The organism is Vibrio sp. 10N.222.51.C5 (genome assembly GCF_041474575.1).
Taxonomy (GTDB): Bacteria; Pseudomonadota; Gammaproteobacteria; order Enterobacterales; family Vibrionaceae; genus Vibrio; species Vibrio crassostreae_C.
Genome location: NZ_JBFRUJ010000027.1, coordinates 57,141 through 72,671, shown reverse-complemented (window position 1 = coordinate 72,671; position 15,531 = coordinate 57,141). Strand labels below are relative to the sequence as shown.

The 15,531-nt window shown below is 45.1% G+C and carries 10 protein-coding genes; 5 read left to right on the top strand and 5 right to left on the bottom strand.

Features of this window, described 5'->3' with window-relative positions; all coding sequences use genetic code 11:
* Window positions 1-273: 273 nt before the first annotated feature.
* Window positions 274-2,103, bottom strand: a complete 1,830-nt coding sequence (locus AB4558_RS09700; protein WP_372075040.1) for an SUMF1/EgtB/PvdO family nonheme iron enzyme — start codon at window positions 2,101-2,103, stop codon at window positions 274-276.
* 244 nt (window positions 2,104-2,347) lie between these two features.
* Entirely contained in the window at window positions 2,348-3,451 is a 1,104-nt protein-coding gene (locus AB4558_RS09695; protein ID WP_372075041.1) for a PEGA domain-containing protein, read from the bottom strand.
* A 483-nt stretch (window positions 3,452-3,934) separates the two neighbouring features.
* Here AB4558_RS09695 and AB4558_RS09690 point away from each other — a divergent pair, with 483 nt between their 5' ends.
* The 4 genes from AB4558_RS09690 (at window position 3,935) to putP (ending at window position 10,469) form a co-directional block, all read left to right on the top strand.
* Window positions 3,935-4,759: an AraC family transcriptional regulator gene (locus AB4558_RS09690; RefSeq protein WP_017065150.1), complete on the top strand. Its 825-nt coding sequence runs from the start codon at window positions 3,935-3,937 to the stop codon at window positions 4,757-4,759.
* 181 nt (window positions 4,760-4,940) lie between these two features.
* Window positions 4,941-8,078 carry a bifunctional proline dehydrogenase/L-glutamate gamma-semialdehyde dehydrogenase PutA gene (gene putA, locus AB4558_RS09685; protein WP_372158740.1) on the top strand — a complete coding sequence of 1,046 codons (3,138 nt, stop codon included), beginning with the start codon at window positions 4,941-4,943 and terminating at the stop codon, window positions 8,076-8,078.
* 11 nt (window positions 8,079-8,089) lie between these two features.
* Complete coding sequence (locus tag AB4558_RS09680; RefSeq protein WP_372158738.1) at window positions 8,090-8,794, top strand: 1-pyrroline-5-carboxylate dehydrogenase; 705 nt, start codon at window positions 8,090-8,092, stop codon at window positions 8,792-8,794.
* Window positions 8,795-8,942: 148 nt separating this feature from the next.
* On the top strand, window positions 8,943-10,469 hold the full coding sequence (putP, locus tag AB4558_RS09675) for a sodium/proline symporter PutP (RefSeq protein ID WP_372158736.1): 1,527 nt from the start codon (window positions 8,943-8,945) through the stop codon (window positions 10,467-10,469).
* 638 nt (window positions 10,470-11,107) lie between these two features.
* Here the strand turns inward: putP and AB4558_RS09670 are convergent.
* The gene (locus AB4558_RS09670; protein ID WP_017061196.1) at window positions 11,108-11,278 is read right to left on the bottom strand and encodes a hypothetical protein; all 171 of its coding nucleotides are present in this window, start codon (window positions 11,276-11,278) and stop codon (window positions 11,108-11,110) included.
* Between the two features lie 278 nt (window positions 11,279-11,556).
* Between AB4558_RS09670 and AB4558_RS09665 the strand changes: the two genes are divergently transcribed.
* Window positions 11,557-12,045, top strand: coding sequence for an Lrp/AsnC family transcriptional regulator (locus AB4558_RS09665; protein ID WP_004732526.1), 489 nt, complete (start codon window positions 11,557-11,559; stop codon window positions 12,043-12,045).
* 108 nt (window positions 12,046-12,153) lie between these two features.
* Here the strand turns inward: AB4558_RS09665 and AB4558_RS09660 are convergent, their stop codons facing one another.
* Both AB4558_RS09660 and AB4558_RS09655 read right to left on the bottom strand, forming a co-directional pair.
* Entirely contained in the window at window positions 12,154-12,858 is a 705-nt protein-coding gene (locus tag AB4558_RS09660; protein ID WP_017065155.1) for a hypothetical protein, read from the bottom strand.
* Between the two features lie 286 nt (window positions 12,859-13,144).
* On the bottom strand, window positions 13,145-14,995 hold the full coding sequence (locus AB4558_RS09655) for an ABC transporter ATP-binding protein (RefSeq protein WP_102393785.1): 1,851 nt from the start codon (window positions 14,993-14,995) through the stop codon (window positions 13,145-13,147).
* Between the last annotated feature and the right edge of the window lie 536 nt (window positions 14,996-15,531).

Sequence of the window (15,531 nt, the reverse complement as noted above, 5' to 3'; positions counted from 1 at the left end):
CGATGAACCAAAAAAAAGCCAGCCTGAAGAGGGGCTGGCTAAAGACAAGATATGCCTTGTCGACATGTAGAAGATTTTCAGTCTAATTTACGAGGGTCAGGTAAATTAAACTGAGGCATCAATTTGATACCCAGAGTGACTTACTACTCTATCGACGAATCTACTCCTAGGAGTGCTTATGCATAAGGGGGGAATTCCCCTATAAATGTTGCTCAATGTGATAATTGAGAACCTAGAGTAAATATTTGGGGTTCTGAGCCTATGACTGGGAGCCTACAGCTCTCGTACTACTCGGAATCCTAGATAGTTCGCTGCCGTTGAAGGCGGTACGTACAGTTCGTTAAACACTTTTGCTTCTTCAGGAGAGAAGCTCCACGCGCCACCTTTCGCTAGGCCTTTCTGAACGGTTGTCCATTCCCATACATTACCCACCATGTCGTAGAAGCCTGTTGGTGTTGGTTGGAATGACTTAACCGGAGATGTACTAACGTTTGACCATGGTGTACCCGCCCAGCCAGTGTTGGCTTTGCCTGAACGGAATTCATTGCCCCACCAGAAGTTGGTGTCTTGGCCAGCTCTTGCTGCAGCTTCCCACTCTTGTGGTGTTGGCAAGCGGTAAGTGAAGCCGGTGTTTTTAGATAACCAACGTGTATAAGCTTTGGCATCGTTTTGGCTAACACAAACTACCGGTGAGTTATTAGCTTGCTTAAAGCCTGGGTTCTGCCAGTCTTTATCTGAAACGGTTGTGATCTCTGCATTGACGAATGTATCGCAGGTGTTCATCAGCTCAGCGTCTGTCTGGTAGCCTGTGTTTTTTACGAATGCTTTGAAGTCTTGAACACGGGTTGGTGTTGCGGCTAATGCAAACGGCTGTTTGATCGTCACTTGTTGTGCGTTATTTTCACCCAGTAGGTAGCGACCCGAGCCGACAACAATCATTTCAGGGCTCTGAATGTCGTTACCCATCGGATCGGCAAACTTGGTGCCGACATTTAATGAATTCTGTTTCGCTTGCAATACGGCTCGTAGGTTGTGATCGCGGGCTATCTTCAGCTCTTGATGGAAAGAAAGGTAGCCTTCTTTTTCGATCGTGACCATGTGTTGGCCCGTCGGTAACATCACTTCAACCGGTGTACTGCCATAGTTCACGCCGTTGATAGAAACATTGTCGTTGTATTGATTTGAACGCACCACCAAGTTAACCCAAGCAACTTCTTTTTGCTGGTCGTTGGCTTGTTGCTCGCTTTGTGTGAAACAGTTTGATGACTGAATACCAAGCAGGCGACAAGGTGTGTTCTTATCTGGACGAGTTTCTAGGTTCGCCGCAATCACCGCTCGGTAACGGTTATCTTCAGAGAAGCCAGAGGATTTCACTTTGTGTTGCAGAACGTGAATGTTCAGCGAAGCAGACGCAAGGTGCTCTTTCACTGTTTTCGATTCAGTCGCGTTATCGATTAGGCTGTGTTGGAATTGTTTTACCGCTTTTTGAAGTGCCAAAGTCACCGTTTGGTCTGAACACTGCGCCAGTGTCATATCGCTGCTGCAACGGTTGGTAAAGCTAACAGTTTGCTCTTCCGTCTGAGTGATCTCGTATCTTAGTCGCTCTGCTCTTGCTCTTAGCTTGTCTTGGTTTAGGCTTGCGATTGAAGCTTCTGCCGCGGCTTTCTCGGCTTGGATAGCCTCAAGCTCCATCATCAAGCCTTGCTGCTTTTGCTCTGAGTCTGAAATCGCAAGTTTGCCTTCTTTTACGGTTTTCCAAGCGTCTTGGAAGCGTTTTTGAGCAAGCGAGATATCGAAATCGGGATCATCAATCATGCGCGTGTAATCTTGCTCTAGGCTGGCTTTTGCCTTTGCGAGTGTTTGCTCTGCTTGAGCTGATAACTCAGCTAGACGTGCCGTTTGCTGCGCCTGATTGTCGACTTCGTTTTGTTTGTCGGCTAATTTCTTTTCAACAGCCGTTAAGTCGGCATGCTTTTCAAAAAGTGAGCTTTCAATGTCGGTGACAGATGACGCGATCGCTGGTGGTGTTGCCTCAGCAAAAACAGCTGGCGTCATTAAGCATGGAGCAAGTGCAAATAATAGAGTAGGAAGACCTTGGCGCATGATGGGCTACTTCAATCGTAATTTAGGTTAATCGAATATTCTAAACGAGAACGCCATTTCGTCTGCAGCTACTGTTTATAACGATAAAACAAGGTTATAACGACCATACAAATTTGTAACGATCATACAGTTTATAACTATCAACAAAATGGCGAGTGTTCATTCAGCTTTGTGAAATAGGCACGGCTATCTGATATCGAGCTAAGCGTTTTGAATTGGCTCAGGCTCTATATACAAAGGGTGTTTAGCTTTCTTTGCTAGGAAGAAGCTTAACCCAAATCGTGTCGCTGCCGTTGATGGTAACTGTGCGGTTGTAAGACTCGTAACCTTGTTTTGAAATGGTTACTTGGTGACGACCACTTGGTAGCACAACCTCAAGAGGGGTGCTGCCATACTTAATGCCGTTGATGGTTACTGAGTCGTTGTACTGATCAGAACGTACCGTCACGTTAGCCCACTGTTTGTCACTCTTCTTAACGACTGCTGCGTCACTGCCTGTTAAACAGTAGCGAGTCGAAACATTCAATAGGTTACATGCTGCAACTGCTTCAGGTTTTGCTTGAAGTTGAGCTTGCATCTGCATGAAGTAAGAGTTGTTACCAGAGAAGCCGCTCTTGATCGCTTGGCTGTCTTGAACATGGATATTCAGCTGAACACCTTGTAAGTTTTGCTTCGCAAGTGTGCTTTCTGTGAGCTGCTCAAGTAATTGGCTCTTGAACGTTTGCACGGCTTTTTGATTGGTCAGGTGTTTACCCTGTGCAGTACACTCACCAAGTGTCATTGTTGATGAACATGTGGTGGTATAGCTGGTTTCAAGCACCGCACTTTCACGCAGTTCTGTTGCGATACGTTTTACGCGAGCTTCAACTTTTGACTCTCTCAAGTTTGCCAGCTCATTATTCAGGCGAGCTTGCTTTTGCTTGATTTGAGAAAGGTGAATTTCGCTCTCGTTGATCGCTTGTTCGTTATCTAGCTGAGACGATTGATTCTCTTTAACCGCAGCCCAAGCGTCTTGGTAACTTTTCTGGAAAGAGACTAAATCTGTTTCTGGATCTTCAAGCAAGCGACTGTACTGTTTGTCGAGTACAGACTTGGCTCTGTTACGTTTTGCCTTAAGTTCTTCACCTTCGCGCAACAACTTGCTGTTCTTGTTTTGAAGTTGTTTTAGGTTTTCAGTCGCCGATACTTTGGTTGCTGAAATACGCTCAATATCTGAGTTTTTCTCTGTTAGCTTTGCATCGATAGCTGAAACGGGATCGACTTGATTCAGTTCTTCAGCGGATACCGATGCAGATACCCAAAGTGGGGATAGCGCAAGTAAAAGCGCTGAAATTCGAAAGTTAGTCATAGGTCCCTGCAACTTGTAGATTGAAAATTGGCTCGTTAATAAAGTGTCTACTTCCTAGTTGTGAGTCACTAGTTATTAGCAATTAACACAGTACCCGTCTTTATACCGTTTTATTGCTATCCAATCTACTCAAAAGCCAAGTTTCGGTACTTCGGATACACTTTTTACAGGCTTATAGCCAATTATTTGAGCTATATAAGAAAATTTATTCATTATGTTGGCGTGAAAAAGCATTTATTGACCACATGGTTTTTCGTGCTTGTGTGATTGCTTGTGAAGCCCCTAAATTCGCCGGAACGATTGGTTTTACAATGCCCGTAGTTTGTACGCTCTTGATCATCTTTCCGGAGGCATGATCATGATGATCGCGATGATGATCTTTTTATTCTCGCGAGCAAATAACTCTCATGAGCATTTACAAATTCATCTTATGCGCATTTAAGAGTATTATTCTTACTATGTTGACCCGAGTATTTTTCTGTCATGTCTAAACCTTTACCCTTTCCTAACCTAGACCTTTCTCCGCTCGGCCTTACTGGCCCTCGTCCTGCTGAGATCATCACTTTGCCATCGCATATGGATTGCCACGATCACCACTATTCTCAGGTGGTGATTGGTTTAAAAGGTCAGGCGGAATTTGAAGTGAGTGGTAAGGGGAATCTTGTTGGCCCAGGACAAGGTTGTGTGGTGACAGCGAGCTCTGATCATGCTTTCGGTGGTGTGGTTGGTCAGTCGGATATTCTCGTGCTCAACATGCCTATGCCAACCGATGATGACCCTCTGATGCTAGAGAAGATTAACCAGTTAGAATCATCGAACGTCTACTTCCAATTAGATGCGCAAATTCAAAAGCTTATCCATATGTTGGTGCAAGAGATGCAGGCCAGTCCTGATGATCTGTTATTAAGCCGTGCGTGCAATGATACGGTGATTGCATTGATGCAAAGGCACATCTCGGCATTTGAAACCTCAATCAAAGATTCACGCTTTGATCTTGAAGCGTTGGATCGCTACATAGAACAGCATTTAGCAAACAAGATCTCCGTCGCGCAGCTTGCGGGTAGTGTGTTCTTGGGTGAAAGCCAGTTCCATATGTTATTCAAAGAGCAAATGGGCATTACCCCTCACCAGTACGTTCTTGGCAAGCGCATCGACCGTTCTCGTCGTTTAATTGAACAAGGTAATCTAAGCCTTGGTCAGGTCGCTGAACTGGCTGGTTTCTCCGGTCAATCTTCCTTTACTCACACCTTTTCACGCCTTCAAGGCATGTCACCATCCCAATACAAAAAGAAAATTTCTGTTAAATAGTGAAACAAAACGGCATATTATTTTAAAGTTTCATATGTGACCTTGTGTTTGTTTTGTTAATAAAGCGAGTTTTTAGCAAAAAACTCGGAGTTTTTGACAAGTAATCCTTATATACTCTAAATACACTGCAGCCATTGTAGAGATCCCGAACTCTTTTCGGGTGTGAGATTAAGGAAAACGCATGTTTACAGCTACTGATGTGTTAAAGCCAGAATTCAATGAGCAGTCGCTTGCTGATCTTTGGACGCTTATCTCACCATTATATATGGTGGATGAAACCCAATGGCTAGAGCAACTTCTGCCACTAGCTACCCCTTCTGAGTCTGAAAAGCAGCAAATCACAGACAAAACGACTTCTTTGATCGAAGCTATCCGTGCGGATAAGACTTCTATCCAGATGATCGATGCACTGTTGCTTGAATACAGCTTAGATACTCAAGAGGGCATCTTGCTGATGTGTCTGGCGGAAGCCTTGATGCGTATTCCTGATTCAGCAACGGCTGATGCACTGATTCGCGACAAGCTAAGCGTTGCGGATTGGAAGTCTCACCTAAAGAATTCTGATTCGGTTTTTGTTAACGCTTCAACTTGGGGCTTAATGCTAACAGGCAAGGTGGTTGGACTTTCATCGAACGAGCAGAGTGCTGGACAAGCGGTTAACCGTTTAGTGAACAAGCTTTCTGAGCCGGTAATTCGTAAAGCGATGCACCAAGCGATGAAAGTGATGGGTCACCAATTTGTTCTTGGCCGCAGCATTGCTGAAGCGCAAAAGAACGGTAAGTCGATGCGCGACAAAGGCTTTACCTACTCATACGACATGCTAGGTGAAGCAGCACTGACCACAGCTGACGCAAATAAGTACTTTAAAGATTACCTAATGGCGATTGAAGCCGTAGGTCGAGACACTTATGTCTCTTCAAAATCTAGCCCAGCGCCATCTGTGTCTATCAAGCTTTCTGCACTTCATCCTCGTTACGAAGTGGCGAACGAAGACCGCGTACTGACTGAGCTATGCGACACGCTAGAGCAGTTACTGCGCCGTGCGATTGAGCTTGATGTTGCGATCACGATTGATGCAGAAGAAGCGGATCGCCTAGAGCTTTCGCTTAAGTTATTCGAAAAACTGTATCGCAGCGAGCTAGTGAAAGGCTGGGGCAAGTTTGGTCTGGTTATTCAAGCGTATTCAAAGCGTGCGTTACCGGTTCTAGTTTGGCTAAACCGCCTAGCAAAAGAGCAGGGTGACTTAATCCCACTTCGCCTAGTTAAAGGTGCTTACTGGGATAGTGAGATCAAATGGTCACAACAAGCTGGTTTCGATAACTACCCTGTTTACACTCGCAAAGAAGCGACTGATGTAGCCTACCTAGCGTGTGCGCGTTATCTATTGAGCCCAAGTGTTCGTGGCAATATCTTCCCGCAGTTTGCTAGCCACAATGCTCATACGGTTTCCGCTATTGCAGTGATGACAGACCATAAAGACTTTGAATTCCAACGCTTACACGGCATGGGTGATTCACTTTACAACCATGCAATGGAAGCTTACCAACAGTCGGTACGTATTTACGCGCCAGTTGGTAGCCATAAAGATCTACTGCCATACCTAGTACGTCGTCTGTTAGAGAATGGTGCAAACAGCTCGTTTGTACACCGTTTGGTTGATGCTCGTTGCCCTGTAGCAGAGCTAACACAGCATCCAGTCGACATGCTTTTGGCATTCGATACGTTGAACAACACTAAGATTCCTCTGCCGCCAGCGGTATTCCCTGAGCGTAAGAACTCATACGGTGTGAACATTGATATCGAGAGCGAAGCGCATCAGTTTGAAGAGCAAGTAAAAGGCTTTTTGAACAATCAATGGACTGCTGGACCTGTGATCAACGGCGAATCTCTTGCCGAAAGCATGATCAAGGCTGATCAGAATGTTGAACAAGTAACAGCACCTTACGATCGTCGTATTAGCGTGGGTCAGGTGGCTTTTGCAAACCTTGATCATGTTTCCGCAGCGATCACTGGTGCAGACGCCGCATTTGCTGATTGGAATGCGACATCGGTTGAAACCAAAGCCGCTGCGCTTGAGAAGCTGGCGGATCTGATGGAAGAAAACCTGGCTGAGCTGGTGGCAATTTGTCATCAAGAAGCGGGTAAGACAATTCACGACAGCATTGATGAAGTGCGTGAAGCGGTCGACTTCTGTCGTTACTACGCAAAACAAGCGAACAACCTACAAGGTTTTGAGCTAAAAGGCTTTGATGGTCTAACTCGAATCGCTTCGCGACAAGGTCGTGGTGTATTCGTTTGTATCAGCCCTTGGAACTTCCCATTGGCGATTTTCCTTGGCCAAATTACAGCAGCTTTAGTTGCGGGTAACACGGTTGTGGCTAAGCCTGCAGAACAAACAAGCTTAATTGCAGCTCGCGCAGTGGAATTGATGAATGAAGCGGGTTTCCCTGCTGGCACGATTCAGTTACTACCGGGTCGTGGCGCTGAGATCGGCAGTGCGCTAACCAGTCATGATGCGATTGCGGGCGTTGCCTTTACGGGGTCAACACCAACAGCACAACGTATCAACGTGTCATTGGCGAGTCGTAACGCTAAGCCTGTTCCGTTTATCGCGGAAACCGGTGGTCAGAATGCGATGATCGTCGACAGTACCGCACTGCCTGAACAGGTAGTCCGTGATGTTATTCGTTCGGCATTCGCTTCTGCAGGTCAACGTTGTTCTGCACTGCGTGTGCTTTATATCCAAGAAGACATCGCAGACCGCGTGATTGCATTGATTCACGGTGCAATGGATGAGCTGAGTGTTGGCATTCCACATCTTCATAAAACCGATGTCGGCCCTGTTATCGACCAAAACGCGAAACAGAAGCTAATGGCACACTTAGAAAACATGACCAATACCCAGAAGAAGGTGGCTCAACTTTCTCTAGGTACGGATTGTGAACATGGTGACTTTGTTCCACCAAGTGCTTTTGAAATCGATGACATCAGTTGCTTGAAAGAAGAGCAGTTTGGTCCTGTGCTGCACATCGTTCGCTTCAAGGCGAGTGAGTTAGCGCAAGTGGTAGACCAAATTAACCAAACGGGCTTTGGCTTAACTATGGGTATCCACAGCCGTAACGAGACAACTTACCGTTGGATCGAAAAACACGTTCGTGTGGGTAACTGTTACATCAACCGTGACCAAGTGGGCGCTGTTGTTGGTGTTCAACCATTTGGTGGTCAAGGCTTGTCGGGTACAGGCCCTAAAGCGGGTGGTCCTCACTACCTATATCGCTTTACTGATGTTCAGTTTTCTCAATCACAAGACAAGGCATAAGGAGCAGTATCATGGTTCATCAAGTGACAGGTTTTTCTGATGCTTTGTTAGCGTGGGAACAATGGAATCTTACCGATTTTGATCATAAGAGTGCTCAGGTACTTTCATTCAAATCAGAGATCGAAAGCCAATCTGCGCCTTTGGCAGCTGTGGCGACTTATCATCTAGAGCAAGCGTCTGCACTGCTTTCTGAGCATCACCTCATGGCGGGGCCTACGGGCGAAACCAATGAGCTGTATGCTGCAGGTCGTGGCGTGGCTTTGGTGATTGTTGATGATTGCGAAGAGAAAGTGCCAGCACTGCAAACAGCAACCGCGATGATTACCGCAGCACTATTAGCGGGTAACAGCGTGCAACTGTGCAGTGATGACGTGCAGTTCAATACCTTAATTGCTGACGCCGCGAAACAAGCGAATCTACCAACTAACTTGGTACAGGTTGCCTCGCACGACGCTGCTCAACAGCTGCTGTCTTGCGATGTACGAAGTGCGGGTTACGTGGGTAATTCACAAACGGCTCAAGCTATCAATTTACAACTTGCTAAGCGTGACGGTGCAATCGTCGGTTTAGTAGCTGAAACGGATCTAACGGCAATGAATGTTGCTAATGATCCACACCTATCGCTGCGCTTCATTACCGAGCGTACGCGAACTATAAATATAACAGCCGTGGGCGGTAACGCGACCTTGCTCGAACTTGGAAGCGAAGCTCACTAACCTTCAGTAACATTGGCTCTAAACACTTTTGTTTTATCCATTGTTGGTTTCACCATCTTTGGATTTAACTCATAGTGCCTTGGAGCCTCAATACCTAACTCAATGCACTCGCTTGCCTTTACGGTGAGTGCTTTGCATTGAATTAGGCATGGAAGGCTTTCTACAAAATGAGGACTATCAAATGATAGAAAACAGTTTTGCAATAACGACGACGTTCATTGCGTATCTAATTATGATGCTGGCAATCGGTGTTATTGCTTACAAACGTACATCTAACTCAACTGACTACTTCCTAGGTGGTCGTTCGTTAGGTCCATGGCCCGCTGCACTTTCTGCTGGTGCATCAGACATGAGTGGTTGGTTGCTACTTGGCCTACCAGGTTACGCTTACGCTGCTGGCTTTGAAGCATTCTGGCTTGCTGGTGGTCTACTTGTGGGTACTTGGGCTAACTGGTTAATCAGTGCTAAGCGTCTGCGTACTTACAGTATTACAACTGAATCACTGACGTTGCCTGAGTTCCTATCTCGTCGCTTCAATGATAACTCTAAGCTGATCCAAACAATTTCTGCTTTCTTTATCCTTTTATTCTTCCTTTTCTACACAAGTTCAGGCTTGGTAGCGGGTGGTAAATTGTTTGAAACAGTATTCGGCCTAGATTACACAACAGCGGTAATCATCGGTACAGTATGTGTGGTTTCTTACACGCTATTTGGTGGTTTCCTTGCGGTATCTTGGACGGATTTGGTTCAAGGTCTGCTGATGTCTGCTGCGCTATTGATTGTACCAATCGCAGCGATGAACGGTGGTCTTGGTCAGCTATCGACTGATCTTCACAACATCAACCCAGAGCTTCTCACGCTATGGAATGATGTGAAAGGTGAGCCACTTTCTGCTATCGCGATCATCTCGCTAGCGGCATGGGGTCTAGGTTACTTCGGTCAGCCACACATCCTTGCTCGTTTCAAAGCAACACGTAGCAACAAAGACCTAACAACCGCGCGTCGTATCGCGGTGGTATGGACTGCACTGTCTATGATTGGTGCAATGCTGGTTGGTCTGGTTGGTCTAATCTACGTGACGAACTCGGGCGCACCTAAGCTAGACGATGGCGAGAAGATCTTCATGCTTCTTGTGAACGCGATGTTCCACCCAGTAATCGCAGGTATCTTACTTGCTGCAATCCTAGCGGCAATCATGAGTACTGCGGATTCACAACTTCTTGTTTCTTCATCTGCAATGGCAGAAGATCTGTATAAGCAAGTTCTGAAGAAAGACGCTACGTCAGAAGAGATTGTTCGTGTAGGCCGTTTCGCGGTTATCCTAATCTCTCTGATTGCACTTGTACTAGCGATGACGCCAGACAGTTCAGTACTTGGCCTTGTGTCTTACGCATGGGCTGGTTTTGGTGCTGCATTCGGCCCAGCTATTGTATTGAGCCTGTACTGGTCTCGTATGAACCGTAACGGCGCTCTCGCGGGTATCGTGGTTGGTGGTGTGACTATCGTACTTTGGAAACAGTTCACGGGCGGTTGGTTCGATGTGTACGAAATCGTACCGGGAATCATCCTATCGACTCTTTCTATCGTTATCGTGAGTCTAATTACGGGCGAGCCTGAAGACGAAGTTAAGAAGCAACACGCTGAGTTCGAGAAGAACCTTGTTGAGCTAGACTAATTTACATTGTAAAAATACCAATGAATTAGCAAAAGACATGAACAATAGAGTCACTTCGGTGGCTCTATTTTTTTATGTGAGTACGACCTTTGTCTTATTTCAAATTAAGTTTATTCGAGGTTTTCTGATATTGAAATGGGGGTTTACAATGTAAATCGAAAGCGAAGGATCTTGAGCGAGAAATGAAAGGTCTGTCTTGTTGGTGGCGTTTGATGTCAAAAAATAAAATAGAAAAATGGCTATTTTTTGAACTTGGCGCTCACTTTTGTCATTAGCTCGGTGAATTGTGGAACCGAATTGGACATGATGTGTCAATTGTCAGTAACCACTAAAGACCTATAGGACAAAGGTATGCCTGATCTCTATTGCAAAGGATGTAAAAAAACAACACTACATAAGTCTATAATGAAACGTTGTGAATCAGAGCCCGAGACAGCTTCTGGCCGTATGATGCAATGGACGTCAAAACTATTTAGTGGAAACCTGTACTACGATATGGAAACTCAGCACTTCTGCCGCACGTGCAATTGTCGTTGCGAAACAGGAAGTACTGTACCCCAAATTGGTTTAGCTTAACTTACAGTAAGCGCTCACTAACTTAGATCAAAAAACCTCCGTTTTAGGAGGTTTTTGCGTTTCTATGCGGCTTTGAGTGCTAGTTCGGCAACAATGGCGTCGCCATCAATCTTCACATCCCAACCATAGTTTGAGTATTCATTTGCTAGTGCCTGAGCAACATCTTTTGATACCGTTACGTGTGTCCATGAACCAATACCGTAAGGTTTATATGCGAGTTCTTGCGTTTTCATAATAGAGTCATCCTTTCTCTTTGATAATTCTATTATTCACTTTGGCCTATATCCTTTCTTTCGTTTCCGGCTCAACTTATTTGTTAATCGGGTCATTTCTATAATAATTTGTTAATAACCAGAGTTTGATTTATAAGGGTTCTTATCTATTTGTATGTGTTTATATCTGGCGTGAATATCATCCGTGCATTTAGTTTTTAAATGTGTGAGCGAGGTTTTCTTCGATTGCACTTGGTATGGAATATACTGAGCGGAATTTAGAATGTTTAAGGAATGTTATGTCTCAGCATCAGCTCGATCGTATCGATAAAGAGATACTAAGAATTCTGCATATGAAAGGGCGTTTACCTGTTGTTGAACTGGCAAAACAGGTCAACCTTACGACGTCACCTTGCTCTGATAGACTCAAGCGATTGGAGAAAGAGGGCTACATCACGGGCTATCATGCTGAGCTTTGTTCAGAAAAGCTGGGACTCGATGTTCAAGTCTTTATCCATATCCGTCTCGATCAGACTAGCTTTTCGATCTTCGACAAATTTGCCCAAGCCGTGGAAATGATGCCTGAGGTGGAAGAGTGCTACTCACTGTCGGGTGACTTTGACACCATGATCAAGGTTCGAGTGAAAGACATGAAGGCGTACCAAGCGTTTATGGCAACGAAGTTGGGCACCTTGCCTGGTGTGATTCAGACACGTAGTGAAGTGGTGATTGAAGAGCATAAAAAGGGCTTCGGCGTGAACCCTGAGTTGTTGGCAACTCTAAAATAGTGGCCTAATTTCGCTTACCAACGTGATTTAGATATAAAAAATGGAAGCAATAAGCTTCCATTTTTTGTTGAGCGTCAGATAAAGAGCAACCCGATAAACTTGTTCGCCTTAAAGCGTAATGGCCGCAGAGATTAAGCCAATCACACCACCGAATACACCGCCCCAAACGACCAACCAACCAAGGTGTTTCTTGATCATGGTCTGAACCATCTCTTTAACCAGCTTAGGTGTTAGTTCATTCAAGCGCTGATCGATGATCGCCTCAATGTTTTCTTTGATTTCATCCATCATCGCAGGCGATTCTAGCTCGTCTTTGATGGCATTTTTTACAGAATCACTCTTGCTGATTTCAATCACAGATTCTTGCATCTTCTCAACAAACGGCGCTTTCATTGGCTCTAGTGCTTCTGTGCCACCAAACATTGCCAACATACCGCCAAACTGAGAGTTCTCGATAACATGCACCAGTGAGTCGAATGCAGGGTTAAAGTCGATCTTCTGAATCACAGGCTCTAGATTGAGCGACTTTCCTGTCATCTCGCTGCTTAGGAAGCGGTCGATGTTACTTTCTGTAAAGAATTGCTCCATCATCAGTTGCTTGATGGCTGCCTTGAACTCTTCAAAGCGCGCTGGAATCACTCCAGAACCGTATAGGCCGGGTACTTTCTCGAACAACATGTGAATCGCAAGCCAGTTGGTGATGGCACCAGAAAAGGCGAATAGGCCTGCATAAAGCAAGTATTGGTTTGCTGTCGCATAGCCGCCAGCAAGCAGCGCTAACGCGATAACGTTAGTTAAGACACTTTTGTTCATGGTTGATCTCTAGAAAGAATATTGCGCGCATTTTAAGAAAAAAACGCCAAGAAAAAAACAAAAGGATCGATGAAGTTTATTGGACAGGTAGCAAAGAGCGCCAAATAGCAGGCATAAAAAAGGCTAGCCTCCCCCCGAAGTCTAGCCTTATTCCAGAACGCGCAAGCGAGGCGTCTTTGGTGTTAATGTCATTATATAATTACGACATAACATTCTGCCATGTGTAATTTACCGCTAATAAACAAATTGCTGTGAATCACATCGCACTTTTAAAATAGCACAAAAATTAAGCGTTTGTAGCTTGCTCAAGGTCATCGGCAATGAAGCCACCGGTTTGGTGATTCCATAGCTGCGCATAAATACCATTCTGGTTAATCAGCTCTTGGTGCGTGCCTTCTTCTACGATATTGCCGGCATCAAGCACGATCAGGCGATCCATCGCTGCGATGGTCGACAGGCGGTGTGCAATCGCAATAACCGTTTTGCCTTCCATTAGCTCAATCAAGCTCTCTTGAATCGCTGCCTCTACCTCAGAATCGAGTGCAGAAGTTGCTTCATCGAGAACCAATAGTGGTGCATTTTTCAAAAGAACACGTGAGATAGCGACACGTTGACGCTGACCACCAGAAAGCTTAACGCCACGTTCACCTACTTGAGCATCGTAACCAATGTTGCCAAACGGGTCGGTTAGCGTTTCGATAAACTCATGCGCGTGTGCTTGTTTAGTTGCCGCGTATACTTCTTCGTCTGATGCCTCTGGTCGACCGTAAAGAATGTTGTCTTTGATCGAACGGTGCAGCAGTGAGGTATCTTGGGTCACCATACCTATGTTGCTACGCAGAGAATCTTGAGTAACGCTCGAGATCTCTTGGTCATCAATCAGGATGCGACCACTTTCTACATCGTGGAAACGCAGTAGTAAGTTAACTAGGGTCGATTTACCTGCACCTGAACGGCCAACCAAACCCACTTTTTCACCCGGTTTGATGTTGAGGTTTAGGTTGTTGATCACCCCCTTATTCTCACCGTAGTTAAAGCTTACATTGTCGAAGTTGATACCGCCTTGTGGAACCTCCAGAGGCTTCGCGTCTTTCTTGTCTTCAATAGCAATAGGCTTAGACAGAGTTTTAATGCCGTCAATCACGGTACCAAGGTTCTCAAACAGACCACCAATTTCCCACATGATCCATTTCGACATGCCGTTAATACGCAGAGCCAAGCTGACCGCAATCGCGATTGCACCCACGGTGATTGCGCTATCTAGCCATAGGTAGATAGAGATACCCGCAATGCTGAACACCAATAGATAGTTAGCGAATTCCACGCAGATGTTGAAGCCGGTTACCAAGCGCATTTGGCGGTGCACAGTATCTAGGAAGCCTTCCATGCCTTCTTCGGCGTATTCGGTTTCTCTTTTACTGTGTGAGAACAATTTCACCGTCGCGATGTTGGTGTAGCTATCAACAATACGACCTGTCATCAGTGAACGAGCATCCGCTTGCTCTGAAGACACGTCTTTTAGCTTTGGCACGAAGTGCAGTTGAATACCGATGTAAACGAATAGCCAAATCAGCATCGGAGCCATCAAGCGCCAATCTGATTCAGCAAGCATGAACAGCATCGCCGTGAAGTAAACCGTCACGTAGACAAACACATCGACCATCTTGGTCACAGTTTCGCGCACTGCAAGCGAGGTTTGCATCACTTTGGTCGCGACACGTCCGGCGAAGTCATCTTGATAGAAGGACAGGCTTTGCTTCAAAAGGTAGCGGTGTGCTAACCAACGAATCGACATTGGGTAGTTGCCCAGCAAAGTTTGGTGAAGCAATAGCGAGTAAACACTGATCAAGATTGGCATCACAACCAACAGCAGAATACCGAGCCCCATCAATGTCGATTCGTTGTCTGCTAAGAAAGTGTCTGGGTTGCTTGTTGATAGCCAGTCGACCAATTGCCCCATGTAACCGAACAGCGCGACTTCGATGATCGCGATGGTCATGCTCATTAGGCCGAGCAAGATTAACGGTTTTTCAAAACCTCGAGTGTAATGGCGGCAGAATGCCAGTATTCCAGTAGGAGGTTGTATCGGCTCTCCCTTTGGAAAGGCTTCAGTAAAGCCTTCAAATTTCTTGTACATAGATTTCCCTTTATAAACTAGTGCATCTATAAGCGACTGCATCGTTGGTGCAGCTTTGTTTTTATGGTCTTGATTCGAAATTTAACTGTCTTAGTTTGAAATTATATAAGCGCCCATGGGTTCTTATCAGTATTAAGTCATTCGATGGATTTTGTTCTAGCGCCTATTTAGGCACTTGGCTTTAAAACACTAAAACTTTGTCTAAGCGATACAGGAAAGGTCCAAAGAGTGTCTTTCATGACGCTTATTTTAGATTGAATTAGACAGGAAAAGTTAAGCTGATTTCAAACGTAATTGATTGTTATGCAACGGTGATAATCCTAACGCTAAATGGATTAAATTGTAATCAAAACTCGTGATGGGCGAGAAAATGGAATCGGAATATTTATCCATAAAGTGACTTAACGAATATGCATACAGTTGGTTCTTTCTGATGTGCTGTTATCTTGCAGTAAAAATTACCGATTAATCTAAGATCTGCAGTAATTGTTTGGGATAAATATTCAAATCAATATTCTTTTCAGTGAATCTTATTG